We start from the raw sequence: 19346 nt of genomic DNA, 5'->3' as shown, positions 1-19346 counted from the left end.
TAGCCCGGCCAAGCGCAGCGCCGCCGGGAACCCCGCAAAATGTTACTGACTCAAATCCACCTGATAAATCGCAAAACCAATCTCATCAGTCGTCACCTGCTTCATCGGATACTGGGCTTTCTCTTTAATAAACGTCGCCGCTTTCTCTGAAGGCGAGGTTTCAAAGCGAATATCCAGCTTCGTGTCGCTGTGGATCGGCGCCAGACGCCAGTTGTTATCAGCTGCCGGATGAATCTCACCGGCTTTCTTCGACTCGGCGCTTATCCATGCCGCCAGCACGGAGCGGTTCTCGTCCGGCGAGGCGAAAGCGATATGACTGTCGCCGGTGCCCGCGAACTTGCCACCGTAGGCGCGATAGTTATTGGTGGCGACGAGGAAGGTCGCGTTCGGGTCGATTGGCTTACCGTTAAAGGTCAGATGTTTAATGCGCTCCGCTTTCGGGTTAACGCTCTGGCATTCGCCGTCGTAGCGCGCTGGCTGAGTGATATCCACCTGATAATTCACGCCGTCTATAACGTCGAAGTTATAGGTGCGGAAGCCATCCCAGTTAATCAGCCCCTGCGGTTTAGTGCTGTGCGGATCAATCTGGTTAAACTGCCCAGCGGAACATTCCAGCCACTCTTTCACCTCTTTACCGCTGGCTTTCACCACCACCAGTGTGTTCGGGTAGAGATAGAGGTCGGCGGCGTTACGGAAGGTGAGCTGACCTTTTTCCACTTCAACAAAGCTTGCAGGATCGTTCTTACGACCACCGGCTTTAAACGGCGCGGCGGCAGAGAGTACCGGCAGTTTTGCTAAATCCGGATCGCCCTGAATATAGTGCTCAACGTAGGCTTTCTGCGCCATGTTGACCACCTGTACGGTCGGGTCGTCCTGTACCAGCGACAGGAAGCTGTACATGTTGTCGGAAGATTTACCGATAGGCTTGCTGACGAACTCACGTGTGGCATCGTGGTCGGTCTTCAGCGCCGCAACCAGTTTACTGTCTTCCGCCGCCAGTGATTTTTTCGCTGCCGCATCATAAATTGGTCGCGCCTGTGCCTCGGCGGTTGTGACCTGCCATTTGCCGCTGTCGTTGTTCAGCACCAGATCGACCACCCCTAAGTGATCGCCCCACATCCCCGGCATCACGGCGGGAATACCGTTGAGCGTACCTTTGGCGATATCCACGCCTTTAATGTTGGCAAAATCCTTGCCCGGGAACACCGCGTGGGCGTGACCAAACATAATGGCGTTAACGCCAGGCACCTGGCTTAAGTAGTAGACCGAGTTTTCGGCCATCGCCTGATACGGGGCGGCGGAAAGGCCAGAGTGGGCTATCACGACAACCACATCTGCGCCGTTGGCGCGCATCTCCGGCACATATTTACGCGCCGTTTCGGTGATGTCGTTGACCGTGACTTTACCGCTCAGATTCGCTTTATCCCACGTCATAATCTGCGGAGGCACAAAGCCGATATAGCCGATTTTCAGGGTATGCTTGTTACCGTCTTTATCGACGACATCGGTCTCTTTAATCAGATAAGGGGTAAATAGCGGCTTTTTAGTCTTAACGTCGATGATATTGGCGTTAACGTACGGGAATTTCGCTCCTGCCAGCGCTTTATGCAGATAGTCTAGCCCGTAGTTAAATTCGTGGTTGCCGAGGTTGCCTACCGCATAGTCGAGCAGATTCATCGCTTTGTAGACCGGGTGAATATCACCCTGCTTGAGGCCTTTCGCCGCCATATAATCGCCAAGCGGGCTGCCCTGAATCACATCGCCATTATCGACCAGCACACTGTTCTTCACCTCGTCACGTGCGGCGTTAATCAGGCTTGCCGTGCGCACCAGGCCGAATTTCTCGGTAGCGGTATCTTTGTAGTAATCAAAATCCATCATATTGCTATGCAGATCGGTGGTTTCCATTATGCGGAGGTCCACCGTCGCGGCATTTACGCTGGCTGCTATCAGCGTAGCCAGCAGCGTTGCGCTAAACTTGATCATCAGAGGCATCCTTTTATAGATCTAAGACACAGATTTAAATGTATTTGTTTTCTGTTACTTATGAAGATGTGAATCATGCCAGAAAATCATGACGGGAAATCGGCAGCGGTTCACAGTCTGTGGAACGATGATGGCAATAGCGGAATTAACGGCAATGCGATATAAATAAAACAATAAGTTAACGCCACTGTAATCTCAACGAGGTGGAGAATGTTAGAACAAGTCAGTCAACTTGCGCGTGACGCGGGTGATGCCATCATGCAGGTGTATGAGGGTAAGCAGCCGTTAGACGTGACCAGCAAGAAAGATGATTCCCCGGTCACAGCGGCCGATATCGCGGCCCACTATGTGATTGTTAACGGCCTGAAGGCAATGACGCCGGATATCCCAATTTTGTCTGAAGAAGACCCTCCTGGCTGGGATGTTCGCCAGCACTGGCAGCGTTATTGGCTGGTCGACCCACTGGACGGCACCAAAGAGTTCATCAAACGTAACGGCGAGTTCACCGTGAATATTGCGTTGATAGAAAATGGCAAAGCGGTGCTGGGCGTTGTGTATGCGCCGGTGTTGAAAGTGATGTACAGCGCGGCTAACGGCAAAGCATGGAAGGAAGAGGGCGGCGTGAGTCGGCAAATTCAGGTACGTGATGCGAACCCGCCACGAGTGGTGGTCAGTCGTTCCCATTATGCGAACGATGATGAGCTGAAAGAGTACTTGCAGCAATTGGGCGAGCACCAGACGGCATCTATCGGATCGTCACTGAAATTCTGTCTGGTCGCGGAAGGTGAAGCGCAGCTGTATCCACGCTTCGGGCCAACCAATATCTGGGATACCGCGGCGGGGCACGCGGTGGCCGCCGCCGCCGGGGCGCACGTGAACGACTGGCAGGGCAAAACGCTGGATTATACCCCGCGTGAGTCGTTCTTAAACCCCGGTTTCCGCGTCTCTATTTTTTAATTCAGCAGCTTATGCAGCAGGGTAATCACCTGCTGCACTTCCGCCGTCGTCAGCGCGCCGTCTTTTGCCCACTGTATCTTGCCGTCTTTATCCAGCACCACAATCGCAGAGCTTTCTTCATCAAGCTGCCAGGCTTTACGCACTACACCATCGCTGTCGACCACAAACTGCGACCATGGATAGAGCTTTTTATTGCTCTCAAGGCTGCTGCGGACAAACATCGCTGAGCCTGGAATGGCATCATCGGTGTTAACAATGGTAGTGGTCTGGTAGCGGTCATGAGGCAGTTTGGCGGACTTAATGGCTTCAATTAGCCCCGCATTTTTCTCTTTTGCCGACGAGCGTCCGGCAATATGTTGCACCACCCGCACTTTTCCAGGCAGCATCGCGCTATTCCAGTTTTTGTAGCTAAACTTATCACTATCGAGAATCAATTCGCCCCGATCCGCCACGCCGATGGGTGCAACGCGTTGCCCGGTTGTGAAGTTATGTGCGGAGGCCATTAACGGCATTAACAGGCATGAAACCGCGAGAAGCGTACGTAGAGTCATGGTTTTTCCTTTTTTTATGCAGGTGATCCGACCACTTGGTCGATAGTTTTAATCATAAGTGCGATTTATGGACTTTTCCCGCAAAGACGGTGCCAGTTTGTGGGGGAACGCACACAATTGTATAAAAACGAAGACTTATACTGTCTTCGTCGTATGTCTGAAAAGAAAGTTCTGAATTATTGTAATAAATTGGTAAATAAGGCCCCCTATGATGGAGGCCCTTAGTTTTTATGGACTATAGTTAACGAGTATTTAACTTTGCGCCCCGGAGCGTTGAGCCAAATGTGGATCAACTAGGGCGTAGTACTCGCAGGAGATTAGAATGAAAATTTTCCAACGCTACAACCCGTTTCAGGTAGCTAAGTATGTGAAGACCCTGTTCCGTGGACGGTTGTATATCAAGGACGTTGGCGCTTTTGAATTTGATAAAGGGAAAATTGTTCTCCCTAAAATTAAAGACAAGCAGCACCTATCTGTGATGTCTGAAGTGAACCGCCAGGTGTTACGTCTGCAAACTGAGATGGCGTAACCTGAAAGCTTAATGCGGTAGAATTGAAAACGGCTCCCAATGGGAGCCGTTGATGTTTCTAGCCTGTGGAAAAGGGCTTACGCGTTGTTTTGCTCGCTTTCCATCATGTCGGCCTGCTTCGGTACCAGTACCGTTGGTTTGTTGTCGATACGCGTCACCAGAAGCTGATCGATGCGGTAGTTATCAATATCGACCACCTCAAACTTATAGCCGGAGAACTTCACCGAGTCGGTGCGTTTCGGGATCTTACGCAGCATAAACATCATAAAGCCGCCGATGGTTTCGTAGTTGTCTGACTGCGGGAAATCATCGATATCCAGCACGCGCATGACGTCATCAATCGGCGTACCGCCGTCAATCAGCCATGAGTTTTCATCACGAGCGACAATCTGCTCTTCCAGCCCCTGACCAACCAGGTCGCCCATCAGCGTGGTCATCACGTCGTTAAGGGTGATGATCCCCACCACTAACGCATATTCGTTCATGATGATAGCGAAGTCTTCACCGGCCGCTTTGAAGCTTTCCAGCGCTTCAGACAATGTCAGTGTGTCCGGCACAATCAGCGTATTGCGAATTTGCACGCCACTGTTCAGCGCCATACTTTGGTTTGCCAGCACGCGGTTCAGCAGGTCTTTTGAGTCAACGTAGCCGATGATATGGTCGATATCTTCATTACACACCAGGAACTTAGAGTGCGGGTGTTCAGCGACTTTATTTTTCAGGCTCTGCTCGTCTTCGTGCAGATCGAACCAGATCACATTCTCACGCGGCGTCATGGATGACGGTACGGTACGGGATTCCAGTTCGAACACGTTTTCAATCAGCTCATGTTCTTGCTTTCGCAGCACGCCAGACAGCGCACCGGCTTCGAAGACCGCATAAATATCATCAGAGGTCAGATCGTCTTTACGTACCATCGGCAGCTTGAAGATACGGAAGATGATATTGGCCATGCCGTTAAAGAACCAGACCAGCGGACGGAAGATGAACAAGCAGAAGCGCATCGGGTTGATGATGCGCAGTGCCACAACTTCAGGCGCAACCATACCGATGCGTTTCGGGGTTAAGTCTGCAAACAGGATAAACAGACCGGTAACCAGCGAGAAGGAGAGAATAAAGCTCAACTGTTCGGAGAGTTCCGCAGACACGTATTGGGAAAACAGAGAGTTAAATACAGGAGAAAATGCGGCATCACCGACGATACCACCGAGGATGGCAACGGCATTCAGGCCAATTTGCACCACGGTGAAAAACATCCCGGGGTTTTCCTGCATTTTTAGAACACGTTGGGCGTTGATGTTGCCTTCATCGGCAAGCAGTTTCAGTTTAATTTTGCGCGATGCGGCAAGTGAAATCTCAGAGATTGAGAAGAACGCACTTACTGCGATCAGACAAAGTATGATGAGTATACTGTTTAACATATCTTATCCGGCCCGTCTGGCCAGATCCTCGGAAGGGGAAGTTGATAAATCTGTGTGAAATACATATTGAAAACCGGCCCGAAGAAGATGGGCCGGCATTTTCAGAAGCTAGTATAGCGTAAGGGACTGTAAAGCTGCCAGAGGTTAACCGTTTGTCACCAGCGGCTTGGTTTTAGCATTGCCATTTGGCACCGCATCCCAAACCTTATCATAAGGGTAGCCCGTCAGCGCCAGAATCACCTCGCGAGTCTCCTGATCGCAGTCTTCCGAATTACCCCCAAGCTTACGGCGCGCGACTTCCTTCACCAGCAGGTTGTGTGTTTTCTGCGTAAGCTTGAAGCGGTAAGTCATGTAGAAGCTCACCGCCAGCAGCGCTGCGGTGGCAAATACCATCAGGCCGATGATCGCGTGAAGGGCGCTAGCAGGCTGAGAACCGCCACCTTTCACAAAGCCACTTTCTTCCAGCACGATACCAATCAGCATGATTGCCAGCGCCACGGTGCTTTTTCGCGTTAACACCATCACACCGGCGAAAATGCCTTCGCGGCGTTGGCGGGTCACGATCTCATCGACGTCCGGGATAAAGCTGTAGATGTTCCATGGAATGTAGTAAAGCCCGGCTTTTGCCAGCCCTAACAGGACAAAGACGGCGGAGAACAGCAGCGTGGGTACCTGCAAGTTGCCGATATAAGCGATAAACAGGAATGCCAGCACCACAAAAATACTGCCGTATGAGAGCCTCAGTGCGCCCGATGGTGTGAGATTAAACTTATTCATTAACATCATAAAACCGAAGGTGCCGGGAATTAAAACAAAGGCGGCAATGCTTAATAAGCCGGAAACCATATCAGTATCATGATGTAACGCGTACACCACGTAATAAGCAAATACTGACCCAAACACATCCATGGCGGTAAATGAGCAGATATAAATCAGAATATGTTGACGAAATATTTTTATCTTGAATGAAGAAATAAGATCGAGCACCAGATATTTTAAATGGTTTAAAAGACCGCTGCTGCGTTGATTATCCGGTTGGAATTCATATTCTTCACGAACATCTTTGGCTTCCCAGGTGCAGGCCCAGGTGGTAAATACCGCGACACAGTAAATAACTGCAAAGACCATACCGGTGAGCGTGTAGGTTAGTGAGTTATCCTTACCGGTATATTGCATAATGATACCGGGAATGGAGACCGCCAGAAAACCGCCAAGCGCCGAGCACATCATACGCACGCCCGACAACCTGGTACGTTCGCTAAAACGGTTGGTCATCTCTGCGGCCAGCGTTTCCCACGGCACCAGCACCATGGCGGACAGCAGTTCAATCGACAGATAGGTTCCCAGGTAGTACCAGTAATTCATGTCGGTAACCCACACCAGCGCGTAGAGGAACATCAGCGGTGAGCTTATCAACAAGAAGAAGCGGCGTCGGCCAAACTTACGCCCAAGCCAGGTGTTACCAAAGTTATCGGTGATGTAGCCCATCACCGGACTTAATATCGCATCAATAATACGTGCGATAGCAAATATTGACCCGGCTTCTAATACGGTTAAACCACAATAGGTGGTGTAAAAAAATAAAAGCCATGTTCCTATAACGGCAAAGGCGCCGCCGCCAAAAAGATCGGTTACCCCGTAGCCTATAGCGATGCCATAGCCAACGCGGCGTTCGGTTGGTTTTACCATAATATTATTATTCCTGTACTGGTAGGGTGTTTCAGTGCAGAGTCAGCTCTGCACCTTATATTATTGACAGCAGGAAATAGTGGATGACGATCACTCTATTATATTCACCCACTTCCTCAATAGTGACGATTGGTAAATGGCATTAACTATCTGTAATGATTTTGCCGCTTCATGGATACCGCAATAATTCACGGCAGTATTATTATCGAGTCCTTGATAAAAATGGTGAATAGCCTGCTGATGGCCGATGCCCCAATAGCTTTTGCCCACCCCATCCGGGGACGCGTCGCTGGCAAGACTGGTATGCTCATCGCCACGGATTTGCCACAGCACGTTGTCCGCAAGACGCAGCATCCCGTGCTCGAATTCCAACTCCAGCAGCAGCGGTGAGTCGCTGGCGTGACAGTTGCTGGCGTAAAATAGCCCGCGCGCGCCGTTGTTAAAGCACATCGTCGCCATCGCGCTATCTTCGGTCTCGATCTCATCTGCCAGCAACGTGCTGTCGACCACCCCTTTTAAGCGGCTGACGCCTTCGCCAAACCACTGCATCAAATCCAGCGTATGAATGGCCTGATTAATCAGCAAGCTGCCGCCTTCGGTGGCGAAACTGCCCCGCCACGGGCTGGCGCTGTAATAGCGCCCGGCACGCGACCAGGTGAGCACGGCTTTAATCGCGCGCATGGCACCAAGCGATCCTTCCTCAATACAGCGCTGGATAGCCAGGCTGGTTGGGTTAAGGCGGTTTTGATAACAGATCCCGACGTGGCGCTGGGCCACCGTGGCAGCGGCCTGAATCTCCGCCACCTCTTGCGGATTCATGACCATCGGTTTCTCGCAGAACACCTGTTTCCCCGCCGCCAGCGCTGCCAGGATCATTGGCTTATGCAGGAAGTGCGGCGTGCAGATGTGTACCACGTCAATGGCGTCATCGCGCAGCATCTCGCGGTAATCCAGGTAAAACTGGCAGCCGTAGCTCGCCGCCAGCTGGCTTCCCTTATCCCCGTCGATATCGACAAGGGCACGTAAGGCCACATTAGGGAGCTGGCTCAGGGCTTCCACATGACAGGTATGGATAGCCCCGCCGCCGATAATCGCCACATGACGTGTTTTCATCACCGCCTCTCGTTACGCTACGGCGTTCGCCAGCATTTGCGCTTTCACGCACAGCTCGGCGGCTTTAAAGGTGTGTTCCTGGGTCATCGCGTTTTCCGTACGATTCAGGCAGTCCAGAATCAGTTGGCCGAAGTACGGGAAGCCCACCTGTCCGGCAACCGGATAGCGGAACTCACCCTCTTTGTTGACCAGATAAACCACGTCCTGCTCGCCGCGGGTGATATCGACGTATTTACGGATTTCGATATAGCCGTCGGTGCCTAAAAGCGTCAGGCGACCGTCGCCCCAGCTGGAAAGGCCATCAGGTGTGAACCAGTCGCAGCGGAAGTAGCCGGTTGCGCCGTTGTCTCCTGCTAGCATCGCGTCGCCAAAATCTTCAAACTGCGGATACTGCGGGTGATTCACGTTACGTACCTGGCTTGCTACCACGTGAGCGTCGCTGTTGCCGGTGTAGAACAAAAACTGTTCAATCTGGTGGCTGCCGATATCGCACAGGATGCCGCCGAAAAATTCCTTCTCGTAGAACCAGTCCGGGCGACCTTCGCCTTCACGGTGCGGGCCGACGCCCAGCGTTTGCATCACGCGGCCAATCGCGCCTTGTTGCACTAACTGCCCGGCAAACACCGCGCTTTCAACGTGCAGGCGTTCGCTGTAGTAGACCGCATATTTGCGCCCGGTTTGCGCCACTTTACGTTTGGCCGCATCCAGTTGAGCTAGCGTGGTTAACGGCGCTTTATCGGTGAAATAGTCTTTACCTGCGTCCATCACCTTCAGCCCCAGTGCGCAACGCTCGGACGGAATAGCGGCACCGGTAACCAATTGCACGCTCTCGTCGTTGAGGATAGTTTCCAGCGTTGGTGCAACCTGTACCTGCGGGTACTGCTGCACGAATTTATCGACCTTCGCTGGGTCAGGATCATAAACCCATTTCAGCGTGGCGCCGGCTTCAATCAGGCCGTTACACATCCCGTAAATATGGCCGTGGTCGAGTGCGGCGGCGGCAATAACAAACTCACCCGCGCCGACAACCGGCTGTGGTTTGCCCACTGGGGCGTAGTTCATACCGTCTTTGATGCTCATGTTTATGCTCCTTTGTCCAAATCTTTGCCCAACGGGATTGCGCCAACTTCACTGAAGTTTTCCACCGAGGCGGCTTTCTCGTAGAAGTGTGGGGCGAGGGAAACCAGGCCACCGGTTTTATACCAGGGCTCATCAGGATTGACGGGCAGGGTAACCACCCGTCCGGTAATCGAGGATTGATAAATAGCGGTGATAAGCTCCAGCGAGCGTTTGCCCTGCACACCGTCAATCAGCGGTGCGCCGTGCTGTTCAACCGCGTTAAGCAGATCGTTAATCTGCCCGGTATGCAGGGTATATTTCAGCTTCGGCGTATTGCGGAATAGGGCGTCCAGCCGCGCTTCGCGTTCATCATCATGCTGTTCTTGCGGGAAGCCGTTATCGGCGGAAACGCTGGCCCACATGTCCCACGGCGCGGAAATCCGTGCTTTATCGCCTTGAATGACGATCTTCTGATCTTCGCCGTGATGCACCACCGAGGCGGTCAACTGTGTTAGCGCGCCGCTGCTATAGCGGAAAATTGCGGCTGAGAGGTCTTCCACTTCGGCGTTGTCGTGAGCAACGTTGGTCATCATCGCCACCACTTCAGTCGGGAAGCCGAGCATCCATTGAATGGCATCGATATGGTGAACCGCATGGTTGAGGGTGCAGCCGCCGCCTTCTTTTTCCCACGTACCGCGCCACCACAGGTCGTAATAGCAGTGGCCGCGCCACCAGAACGAATCCACCTGCGCGTGACAAATTTTTCCCAGCTCGCCGGAATCGACAACCTGCTTCAAACGCCAGAAGGCATCGGTAAAGCGGTTCTGGGCGATAATCGAGAGAATTTTGCCGCTGGCGCGCTGGGCGGCGATCATCGCATCGCACTCTTCAAGCGACGCCGCCATCGGTTTTTCGCACAGCACGTGCTTCCCGGCGTTAAGGGCATCGACGCTGATTTCTGCATGCACATACGGCGGGGTGCAGACATCGACGATGTCGACCTCAATGCCCGACGCCAGCATTGCCTGATGGCTGCTGAATACCGTCGCTTGCGTGAGTCCGTAGCGCTCTTTTTTCTCTAGTGCTTTTTCGGGATAGATATCGACTAACGCCACAATCTGGCAGCGATCGGCAAACTCCTGATATCCCTGAATATGGTTATGGGAAATATTCCCGGTTCCCACGATGGCAATGCGTAACATACGTCTCTCCTGCTGCGGTTTACCAGGTGCCGGAGGCATCCAGGGTCTTGCTTTCAACCTGCTTATCCACCGAGCGCGCGATGCGTTCGTCGAGTAATTTTTTAAACAGCGCCTCGTCAAACGGCAGGTCAACCCAGCCGTCGGTCCAGGTGGACAAGTGCATGGCGTTAGAGAGCGTCAGACCGTGAATACCGTCGGTGCCGGGGGCGATAAGCGGCGTACCGTGCAGCACGGCGGCGGCAAAGTTGGCGGTGACCACGTAGTGTTCACTGGATTCCGGGGCCACCGGCAGAGTGACTTCCCAGCACTCCGGCTCGCCAAAGCCGTTTTGCCAGCGGGCGTTAAATTCGGTTTCAGATTCCCGCAGCCGCCAGAAGCGCAGCTTGCCGTCCTCGACCACCACTTTTCCGCGATCGCCTGCGATCTCCAGGCGATTGGTGCCCGGCGCTTCGGCGGTAGTGGTGATAAACACCCCGGTCGCGCCATTGGCGTATTCGGCGTAAGCGGTGACTTCGTTTTCCACTTCAATCTGGCGATGCTTACCTTCCTGGCAGAAGGCGCGCATCCGCACCGGCATCCCAACCAGCCACTGCCACAGGTCGAGTTGATGCGGGTCCTGGTTTAAGAGCACGCCGCCGCCTTCGCCTTTCCACGTCGCGCGCCAGCCGCCGGAGTTGTAGTAACTCTGTGAGCGATACCAGTTGGTGATAATCCAGTTTGAACGGCGCAGTTCGCCCAACTCGCCGCTGTCGATCAGATCTTTCACTTTCTGATACAGCGGGTTCGGGCGCTGGTTGAACATCATGCCGAACACCACGTTGCAGCCACGGGCAAATTCGTTCATCTCGCGCACCTGCGCGGTGTAAACGCCCGCCGGTTTCTCGCACAACGTATGGATTCCGTGGCGCATGGCCAGCATTGACAGGCCTGGGTGGTCATAGTGCGGCGTGGAGACAATCACCGCATCAATCAGCCCGCTTTTCAGCATTGCCTCGGCGTCGCTGAATATTTCAATCTCTGCGCCGACAAGCTGGCGAATGGCCGCATGTTTATCGAGATTGTTGTCGCACACTGCCGTCAGACAGGCTTCTTTCACCGTCCCCGCCAGCAGGTAACGGGCGTGAACGGTCCCGATATTACCCACGCCGATAATGCCAAATCGCACCTTTTCCATGTTGCACCTTACGTGATAGGAATGTCTGATGCCTGAAAATAGGCAAGGTGGTGAAGGCGAACAAATGGAATTTGTGAGAATGCTCGCAGGCGGGAAAGGAATATGGGCGAGAAATTGAAAATGGGTTTTAAAATCAGCTCACTGCATCTGCAAAAATTTGCAAAAGATGATTGCGAGCGAGGTCACACAATGTCAGGTAAGCTAAAAATGGATGAAATAGCCGCCCGGACTGGCTACTCCATCAGCACGGTTTCCCGGGTACTGAGCGGCAAATCCTACACCAGCGAGAAGGCGCGTGAGGCGATTGTGAAATGCGCTCGCCAGCTCGGGGTGCTCGACTCATTGGCAAATGGGCGGCTGTTGATTAACGGTATTGCGGTATTTGCGCCGGAACGGACATTCCAGGGGCGGGGCGATACTTTTTATCTGGAGGTGACAAAAGGCATTGCCGAAGCCAGTGCGCCGCACGATGTCTGGATAAGCCATTGCGCGCTGGAAGAGCAGCGAGCCGACGTCAAATTATTTCTCGAGAAAGCCAACCAGAAGAATATCAACGCCGTGGTCATCATCGGCACGGACGACCCGACGATTCTCAAGCTTGCCAGCACCCTGAATAAACCCTGTGTGCTCATTAATTCTATCGACAGGGATATGGCGTTGGACTGCGTCTCGCCCGACCACCGGGCCATCGGGTTTACCGCGATGCGCTATCTCTTTGAACAAGGTCATCGGCGCGTGCTGACGATGACCTGCCTGCGTCGTGAAACGCTGTATGCCCGGCTGGATGGCATTAAAGAGGCCTATCGCTACTACCACATTCCCTTCAACCCTCAGCATGATTTACTGGTCACCGAGTGGTTTACGGCGCAAGAGGCAGAGCGAGCGCTGGATAAGTGGCTGAAAGAGCACGATCGTACGCTGTGGCCAGATGTTATCTTCCCTAACAGCACGAACATGACCGAAGGGGTGATGAACGTGTTGCAGCGTTATGGGCTACGCGTACCGGAAGACATCTCTATTATCACCACTGATTTTACGTGGAATCTGGAAAACAGCCTGACGATGCCGATTACCGGTATTCGCGTGCCATGCCGCGATTTGGGGATTGAAGCGGTGCATTTGCTGCAAACGCGGCTAAACCGGCCACAATCGCCGGTTTACAATCTCTTATTGCAGGGGAATGTAATGGATTTCGGGTCCGTAGCTAACGCCACGCGGCATGCGGCGCGCGTGGCACTCGACGGTTAGTTCTGTAACTGTGGCGGCAGACAAACCCCAATCCCGCCGATACCGCAGTAGCCGTACGGATTTTTGTGCAGATACTGCTGGTGCTCATCTTCCGCGTAATAGAACGGTTTTGCGGCTTCAATTTCGGTGGTGATCGCGCGTTCATCGCCTGCCGTGCGCATGGCGTCCTGGAATTGCTTCAGACTGGCGTGCGCCTCCACTTCTTGCTCAGGTGTCGTAGGGTAGATGGCCGAACGGTACTGGATGCCGTGGTCGTTACCCTGACGCATACCCTGCGCCGGGTCGTGATTTTCCCAGAACGTTTTCAGTAAATCGCCGTAGCTGACTACTGCTGGATCGAAAACGACGCGCACCGCTTCTGCGTGCCCGGTCTCACCAGAACACACTTCCCGATAGGTTGGATTCGGCGTAAATCCGCCGGTATAACCTGCTGCGGTACTGTAAACGCCGGGCATTTGCCAGTAGAGACGTTCAACGCCCCAGAAGCAGCCCATCGCGAAAATCGCGACCTCCATTCCATCAGGAACGTGCGTCATTGAGTGTTCTGTCACAACATTGAGCGTGGCGACCGGCATAGGTGTATTTCTTCCGGACAACGCATCCGATTGAGATACAAGGTGTTTTTTATCAACTAGACTCATGGGATTGATCTCCGGGAAACAGTAATTTTCGTTAAGGTTGTAACCTGGCGCGTCTTTTAACACAATAACCACGCCGAATACGTCTAGATTTAAACATAAGAATAATTAGGGGCTCTGTCTGTATTTCAACCCGACAAAGAGTGGGTTTTTTAAATTGGTGTTATAAGCCGTGCGCCGTAAGTGCGCAAAATGGCCAAAATCAGCCATGACCGCGGAGCGGACTTTCGTTTCCTTTTTTGGGGTGGAAACAAGGATATTCAGGAGAAAATGTGCGACAAATCCGCCAGTTATGTTTGGTGAGCTTGCTGCTGACCAGCGGTGTTGCCAGTGCAGCAAACATCCGTCTACAGGTTGAAGGCCTCTCAGGCGAACTACAAAAGAACGTCAGGGCGCAGCTTTCGACGATTGATGGTGACGAAGTGACGCCAGATCGTCGTTTTCGCGCGCGCGTGGACGATGCTATTCGCGAAGGGTTAAAGGCCCTTGGCTATTACGAACCGACGATTGATTTCGAACTCAAGCCACCGCCGGCCAAAGGTCGCCAGGTGCTGCTGGCGAAAGTGACGCCGGGCGAGCCGGTGCGTATTGGTGGCACTGATGTGATTCTGCGCGGTGGCGCACGCGACGACAGTGATTATCTTAAGCTGCTCAAAACCCGTCCAAAGATTGGTACGGTGCTGGATCACGGCGATTACGATAGCTTCAAAGGCTCTCTGACCAGCGTCGCGCTGCGTAAAGGCTACTTCGATAGCGAGTTTAAAAAGAGCCAGCTTGGTGTCTCGCTTGACCGCCATCAGGCCTTCTGGGATATCGATTACGATAGCGGCGAGCGCTATCGGTTTGGCGACGTCACTTTTGAAGGCTCGCAGATCCGCGAAGAGTATTTACAGCATCTGGTGCCGTTTCATAAGGGCGACTATTACCAGTCCAGCGATCTGGCTGAATTGAACCGTCGGTTGTCCGCGACGGGGTGGTTTAATTCTGTCGTGGTCGCACCTGAGTTTGAAAAATCCCGCAAAACCAAAGTATTACCGCTGCATGGCGTGGTATCGCCGCGCAGTGAAAATACCGTTGAGGTCGGTGGGGGGTACTCGACCGATGTCGGCCCTCGCGTGAAAGGGTCATGGAGGAAACCATGGGTGAACTCTTACGGTCACAGTCTGACGACCAGCCTTAGCGTCTCGGCACCGGAACAACAGCTTGATTTCAGCTATAAGATGCCGCTGCTGAAAAATCCGCTGGAGCAGTATTATCTGGTGCAGGGCGGCTTTAAAAGCACCGACCTGAACGATACCAAAGCCGACTCCACGACGCTTGCCGTGTCACGCTTCTGGGACCTCTCCAGCGGCTGGCAGCGCGCGATTAACCTGCGCTGGAGCCTCGACCACTTTACTCAGGCCGATGTCACCAATACCACCATGCTGTTCTATCCTGGTGTTTCCATCAGCCGTACCCGCTCGCGCGGTGGCCTGATGCCGACCTGGGGCGATTCACAGCGTTACTCCATTGATTACTCCAATACTGCCTGGGGCTCTGACGTTGATTTCTCCGTCTTCCAGGCCCAGAACGTCTGGATCCGTACACTGTATGACAGCCATCGTTTCGTGATGCGCGGTAATCTCGGCTGGATTGAAACCGGCGACTTCGATCGTGTGCCGCCAGACCTGCGCTTCTTCGCCGGTGGCGACCGCAGTATTCGTGGCTATAAATACAAATCCATTGCTCCGAGAGATTCCAAAGGCAAACTGATTGGTGCATCAAAACTGGCGACCGGCTCGATGGAATATCAGTACAACGTCACCGGAAAATGGTGGGGCGCGATGTTTGTTGATGGCGGTGAAGCGGTGAGTGATATCCGCCAAAGCGACTGGAAAATGGGGGCCGGTGTCGGCGTGCGCTGGCAGTCTCCTGTTGGGCCAATCAAGCTCGATTTCGCCGTTCCGGTCGGCGACAAAGATGAACATGGATTGCAGTTTTATATCGGTCTGGGGCCTGAACTATGACGTTATGGAAGAAAATAAGCCTCGGTGTTTTGCTTTTCCTCGTGGTGCTGGTGGGGGCTGTCGGCTTCCTGATAGGCACCACGACGGGGTTACATCTGCTGTTTAATGCGGCGAACCGCTGGGTGCCGGGTCTGGAAATCGGTCAAGTGACCGGCGGCTGGCGAGATCTGACGCTGAAAAAAGTGCGCTACACCCAGCCGGGCGTGGCGGTGGATGCCGGTGAATTCCACCTGGCGGTTAACCTAAGCTGCCTGTGGCACAGTAATCTGTGCGTCAACGATATTGCGCTGCGTGATATCAACGTGGCTATCGATAGCAGCAAAATGCCGCCTGCCGCGAAGGTTGAGGAAGAAGATAGCGGCCCGCTGAATCTTTCCACACCGTATCCCATCACCCTAAGCCGGGTTGCGCTGAATAACATTAATATCAAGATTGATGACACCACGGTGTCCGTAATGGACTTCAGCAGCGGCCTTCAGTGGCAGGAGAAAAACCTGACGCTGACGCCAACCGCGTTGCAGGGGCTTTTGATAGCACTGCCGAAAGTGGCGGACGTGGCGCAAAAAGAGGTGGTTGAACCGAAGATCAATAACCCGCAGCCGCAGGAAAAACCGCTGGGCGAAACTCTAACCGAGCTGTTCTCTAAACCGGTGCTCCCGGAGATGACCGATGTCCATCTGCCGCTGAACCTCAATATCCAATCCTTTAGCGGCGAACAGCTGCGCATCACCGGCGATACCGATCTGACGATCTATAAAATGCTGCTGAAGGTGAGCAGTATTGACGGCAACATGAAGCTCGACACGCTGGATATCGATTCCAGCCAGGGGACGGTGAACGCCAGCGGTACCGCGCAGCTCATGAATGACTGGCCGGTCGACATGACCCTTAACAGTACGCTGAATATCGATCCGCTAAAGGGCGAGAAGATAAAGCTGAAAATTGCCGGCGATGTGCGCAAACAGCTGGAAGTGGGCGTGAACCTCTCCGGCCAGGTAGACATGAATCTGCGGGCGCAGGCGCAGCTGGCGGAGGCCGGTTTGCCGTTTAATGTCGCGATTGACAGCAAGCAGTTGTACTGGCCGTTTACCGGCGAAAAACAGTTCCAGGCCGATAAGCTCAAGCTAAAACTGGGCGGCAAGATGACCGACTACACCCTCTCCTTTAGCACCAGCGTGAAGGGCGAGGGCGTGCCGCCTGCGGATATTACGATTGATGCCAAAGGCAACGAGCGGCAGGTGAACCTGGATAAACTCACCGTGGCGGCGCTGGAAGGTAAAACGGAGCTGACCGCGCTACTCGACTGGCAGCAGGCGATTAGCTGGCGCGGTGAACTGGCGCTGCGGGGCATTAATACCGCGAAGGTTGCGCCAGATTGGCCTTCGAAAATCGACGGGTTGATCAAAACCAACGGCAGCCTCTACGGCGGCACCTGGCAGATGAACGTTCCGGAGATGAAAATCACCGGTAACGTTAAGCAGAACAAGGTGAAGGTCGATGGTTCGCTGCGTGGCAACAGCTATTTGCAGTGGACTATTCCGGGGCTGCACGTGGCCTTAGGGAATAACACCGCCGATATTAAGGGCGAGCTGGGGGTAAAAGATCTCAACCTCGACGCCAATATTGATGCGCCGAAACTCGACAATATGCTACCAGGGCTTGGCGGTACCGCTAAAGGTCTGGTGCATATCCGCGGCACCGTGGACGCACCGCAGTTGCTGGCAGATATCACCGCCCGCGGCCTGCGCTGGCAGGAACTGTCGATTGGTCAGGTACGCGTCGATGGCGATGTGAAATCGACCGACCAGATTGCCGGTAATCTCGATGTGCGCGTGGAGCGCATTGTGCAGCCGAGCGTCAATATCGGTCTGGTTCATCTGTCAGCAAAAGGCAGTGAAAAACAGCACTCGCTGCAATTGCAGGTGCAGGGCGAGCCGGTTTCCGGCCAACTGGCACTGTCAGGCAGTTTTGATCGTAAAGAGGAGCGCTGGAAAGGGGCGCTGAGTAATACCCGTTTCCAGACGCCGGTCGGGCCGTGGTCGATAAACCGCGATATCGCACTGGATTATCGTAACCTCGAACAGAAAATCAGTATTGGGCCGCACTGCTGGGTGAACCCGAATGCCGAACTGTGCGTGCCGCAGACCATTGATGCCGGGGCGGCGGGTCGTGCCCTCGTCAATCTCAACCGTTTTGACCTGGCGATGCTCAAACCGTTTATGCCGGAAGATACGCAAGCTAGCGGCGTGTTCAGCGGTAATGCTGATGTGAGCTGGGACACCACCAAAGAAGGGCTGCCGCAGGGCAAAGTGTCGCTTTCTGGGCGCAACGTGAAGGTGACGCAGATAGTCAACAACGCGCCGCTGCCAGTGGCGTTTGATACCCTGAACCTTAACGCTGACCTACACAATAATCGCGCCGAGCTGGGCTGGCTTATCCGTTTGACCAATAACGGTCAGCTGGACGGTCAGGTACAGGTCACCGATCCGCAAGGCCGACGTAACCTGGGCGGTAACGTCAACATCCGTAACTTCTCGCTGGCGATGATTAATCCTGTCTTCTCCCGAGGGGAAAAGGCGGACGGTAAGGTTAACGCGAACTTGCGGCTGGGCGGTGATGTACAAAGTCCGCTGATGTTCGGCCAGTTGCAGCTTAACGGTATCGATGTTGACGGTAACTTTATGCCGTTCGACATGCAGCCAAGCCAGATAACCATGAACTTCAACGGTGCCAGCTCCACGCTACAAGGGGAAATCCGTACCCAGCAAGGGCAGATTAGCCTTAATGGCGACGCGGACTGGCGGCAGATCGAGAACTGGCGTGCGCGTATTGCGGCGAAAGGCAGCCGGGTGCGTATCACCGTGCCACCAATGGTGCGTCTTGATGTGTCACCGGATATCGAATTTAACGCCACGCCAAGCCTGTTCACGCTTGATGGCAGCGTCGATGTTCCATGGGCGCGTATCGTCGTGAAGGAAGTGCCTGAGAGCGCAGTGGGCGTCTCTAAAGATGAAGTGATGCTAAACGATCAACTTCAGCCAAAAGAGGTTAAATCGGCATCGATTCCGATCAACAGCAACCTGATGATCCACGTTGGCAACAACGTTCGCCTCGATGCGTTTGGCCTGAAAGCACGTCTGACCGGCGATCTGAAAGTCGCGCAGGATAAACAAGGGCTGGGTCTGAACGGGCAAATTAATATTCCGGAAGGTCGCTTCCACGCCTATGGGCAGGATTTGATCGTGCGTAAAGGCGAACTGCTATTCTCCGGTCCGCCTGATCAGCCGCTGCTCAATATCGAAGCTATTCGTAACCCAGAGTCGACAGAAAACGACGTAATCGCCGGTGTTCGCGTCACGGGGACTGCCGATCAACCTAAGGCTGAGGTCTTCTCTGACCCGGCCATGTCGCAGCAAGAAGCGCTCTCCTACCTCGTCCGAGGACAAGGTCTGGACAGCGGCCAGAGTGACAGTGCGGCGATGACATCAATGCTTATTGGTCTGGGGGTTGCACAAAGTGGTCAAGTTGTGGGTAAAATCGGCGAGACGTTTGGCGTAAGTAATCTGGCTTTAGATACGCAAGGGGTGGGTGATTCCTCCCAGGTGGTGGTCAGTGGTTACGTATTGCCGGGTCTGCAGGTGAAATATGGTGTGGGGATCTTTGACTCTTTAGCGACGCTCACGTTACGCTATCGCCTGATGCCTAAGCTGTATCTGGAAGCGGTGTCTGGCGTAGACCAGGCGCTCGATTTGCTCTATCAGTTTGAGTTTTAG

Annotated in this window: 14 protein-coding genes; 5 read left to right on the top strand and 9 right to left on the bottom strand. The window is 53.7% G+C overall.

The genetic code is table 11. From position 1 onward, the window contains the following. Positions 1 to 42: 42 nt before the first annotated feature. Positions 43 to 1986: a bifunctional 2',3'-cyclic-nucleotide 2'-phosphodiesterase/3'-nucleotidase gene (locus U0026_RS20280; RefSeq protein WP_126440903.1), complete on the bottom strand. Its 1944-nt coding sequence runs from the start codon at positions 1984 to 1986 to the stop codon at positions 43 to 45. Positions 1987 to 2196: 210 nt separating this feature from the next. Here U0026_RS20280 and cysQ point away from each other — a divergent pair, with 210 nt between their 5' ends. Continuing rightward, on the top strand, positions 2197 to 2943 hold the full coding sequence (cysQ, locus tag U0026_RS20275; RefSeq protein WP_062776088.1) for a 3'(2'),5'-bisphosphate nucleotidase CysQ: 747 nt from the start codon (positions 2197 to 2199) through the stop codon (positions 2941 to 2943). On the opposite strand, the gene U0026_RS20270 is transcribed toward cysQ, so the two are convergent. Continuing rightward, entirely contained in the window at positions 2940 to 3494 is a 555-nt protein-coding gene (locus U0026_RS20270; protein ID WP_062776089.1) for a YtfJ family protein, read from the bottom strand. The two genes, cysQ and U0026_RS20270, sit on opposite strands and share 4 nt — an antisense overlap. A 322-nt stretch (positions 3495 to 3816) precedes the next feature. Here U0026_RS20270 and U0026_RS20265 point away from each other — a divergent pair, with 322 nt between their 5' ends. Then, positions 3817 to 4023, top strand: coding sequence for a DUF1107 domain-containing protein (locus U0026_RS20265; protein ID WP_062776091.1), 207 nt, complete (start codon positions 3817 to 3819; stop codon positions 4021 to 4023). 77 nt (positions 4024 to 4100) lie between these two features. Here the strand turns inward: U0026_RS20265 and paeA are convergent, their stop codons facing one another. The 6 genes from paeA to U0026_RS20235 all read right to left on the bottom strand — a co-directional run bounded on the left by paeA (position 4101) and on the right by U0026_RS20235 (position 11681). Further along, on the bottom strand, positions 4101 to 5444 hold the full coding sequence (gene paeA, locus U0026_RS20260; RefSeq protein WP_062776093.1) for a polyamine export protein PaeA: 1344 nt from the start codon (positions 5442 to 5444) through the stop codon (positions 4101 to 4103). 144 nt (positions 5445 to 5588) lie between these two features. Then, on the bottom strand, positions 5589 to 7133 hold the full coding sequence (locus U0026_RS20255) for an MFS transporter (RefSeq protein WP_062776095.1): 1545 nt from the start codon (positions 7131 to 7133) through the stop codon (positions 5589 to 5591). A 90-nt stretch (positions 7134 to 7223) separates the two neighbouring features. Further along, the gene (locus U0026_RS20250) at positions 7224 to 8246 is read right to left on the bottom strand and encodes a Gfo/Idh/MocA family protein (protein WP_062776097.1); all 1023 of its coding nucleotides are present in this window, start codon (positions 8244 to 8246) and stop codon (positions 7224 to 7226) included. Between the two features lie 12 nt (positions 8247 to 8258). Beyond that, entirely contained in the window at positions 8259 to 9326 is a 1068-nt protein-coding gene (locus U0026_RS20245; protein ID WP_062776100.1) for a Gfo/Idh/MocA family protein, read from the bottom strand. Positions 9327 to 9328: 2 nt separating this feature from the next. After that, positions 9329 to 10507 carry a Gfo/Idh/MocA family protein gene (locus tag U0026_RS20240; protein WP_062776102.1) on the bottom strand — a complete coding sequence of 393 codons (1179 nt, stop codon included), beginning with the start codon at positions 10505 to 10507 and terminating at the stop codon, positions 9329 to 9331. Positions 10508 to 10526: 19 nt separating this feature from the next. Beyond that, a complete protein-coding gene (locus U0026_RS20235) occupies positions 10527 to 11681 on the bottom strand; it encodes a Gfo/Idh/MocA family protein (protein ID WP_062776104.1) in 1155 nt (384 codons plus the stop codon). Between the two features lie 189 nt (positions 11682 to 11870). Here U0026_RS20235 and U0026_RS20230 point away from each other — a divergent pair, with 189 nt between their 5' ends. Beyond that, positions 11871 to 12929, top strand: coding sequence for a LacI family DNA-binding transcriptional regulator (locus tag U0026_RS20230; RefSeq protein ID WP_062776125.1), 1059 nt, complete (start codon positions 11871 to 11873; stop codon positions 12927 to 12929). On the opposite strand, the gene msrA is transcribed toward U0026_RS20230, so the two are convergent. Then, positions 12926 to 13570, bottom strand: a complete 645-nt coding sequence (gene msrA / locus U0026_RS20225) for a peptide-methionine (S)-S-oxide reductase MsrA (protein WP_062776106.1) — start codon at positions 13568 to 13570, stop codon at positions 12926 to 12928. The genes U0026_RS20230 and msrA overlap by 4 nt on opposite strands. A gap of 269 nt (positions 13571 to 13839) precedes the next feature. Here msrA and tamA point away from each other — a divergent pair, with 269 nt between their 5' ends. Both tamA and tamB read left to right on the top strand, forming a co-directional pair. Beyond that, the gene (gene tamA / locus U0026_RS20220) at positions 13840 to 15573 is read left to right on the top strand and encodes an autotransporter assembly complex protein TamA (RefSeq protein WP_062776108.1); all 1734 of its coding nucleotides are present in this window, start codon (positions 13840 to 13842) and stop codon (positions 15571 to 15573) included. Beyond that, complete coding sequence (gene tamB, locus U0026_RS20215; RefSeq protein WP_062776110.1) at positions 15570 to 19346, top strand: autotransporter assembly complex protein TamB; 3777 nt, start codon at positions 15570 to 15572, stop codon at positions 19344 to 19346. The genes tamA and tamB overlap by 4 nt, the downstream gene beginning before the upstream one ends.

The sequence above is a fragment of the Kluyvera intermedia genome (genome assembly GCF_034424175.1).
Taxonomy (GTDB): Bacteria; Pseudomonadota; Gammaproteobacteria; order Enterobacterales; family Enterobacteriaceae; genus Kluyvera; species Kluyvera intermedia.
This window is presented reverse-complemented; position numbering and strand designations above follow the sequence as displayed.

Bases quoted from the DNA above. Each gene is read 5' to 3' on its own strand.
- U0026_RS20280 (WP_126440903.1), bottom strand. From the start codon at position 1,986: ATGATCAAGTTTAGCGCAACGCTGCTGGCTACGCTGATAGCAGCCAGC.
- cysQ (WP_062776088.1), top strand. From the start codon at position 2,197: ATGTTAGAACAAGTCAGTCAACTTGCGCGTGACGCGGGTGATGCCATC.
- U0026_RS20270 (WP_062776089.1), bottom strand. From the start codon at position 3,494: ATGACTCTACGTACGCTTCTCGCGGTTTCATGCCTGTTAATGCCGTTA.
- U0026_RS20265 (WP_062776091.1), top strand. From the start codon at position 3,817: ATGAAAATTTTCCAACGCTACAACCCGTTTCAGGTAGCTAAGTATGTG.
- paeA (WP_062776093.1), bottom strand. From the start codon at position 5,444: ATGTTAAACAGTATACTCATCATACTTTGTCTGATCGCAGTAAGTGCG.
- U0026_RS20255 (WP_062776095.1), bottom strand. From the start codon at position 7,133: ATGGTAAAACCAACCGAACGCCGCGTTGGCTATGGCATCGCTATAGGC.
- U0026_RS20250 (WP_062776097.1), bottom strand. From the start codon at position 8,246: ATGAAAACACGTCATGTGGCGATTATCGGCGGCGGGGCTATCCATACC.
- U0026_RS20245 (WP_062776100.1), bottom strand. From the start codon at position 9,326: ATGAGCATCAAAGACGGTATGAACTACGCCCCAGTGGGCAAACCACAG.
- U0026_RS20240 (WP_062776102.1), bottom strand. From the start codon at position 10,507: ATGTTACGCATTGCCATCGTGGGAACCGGGAATATTTCCCATAACCAT.
- U0026_RS20235 (WP_062776104.1), bottom strand. From the start codon at position 11,681: ATGGAAAAGGTGCGATTTGGCATTATCGGCGTGGGTAATATCGGGACC.
- U0026_RS20230 (WP_062776125.1), top strand. From the start codon at position 11,871: ATGTCAGGTAAGCTAAAAATGGATGAAATAGCCGCCCGGACTGGCTAC.
- msrA (WP_062776106.1), bottom strand. From the start codon at position 13,570: ATGAGTCTAGTTGATAAAAAACACCTTGTATCTCAATCGGATGCGTTG.
- tamB (WP_062776110.1), top strand. From the start codon at position 15,570: ATGACGTTATGGAAGAAAATAAGCCTCGGTGTTTTGCTTTTCCTCGTG.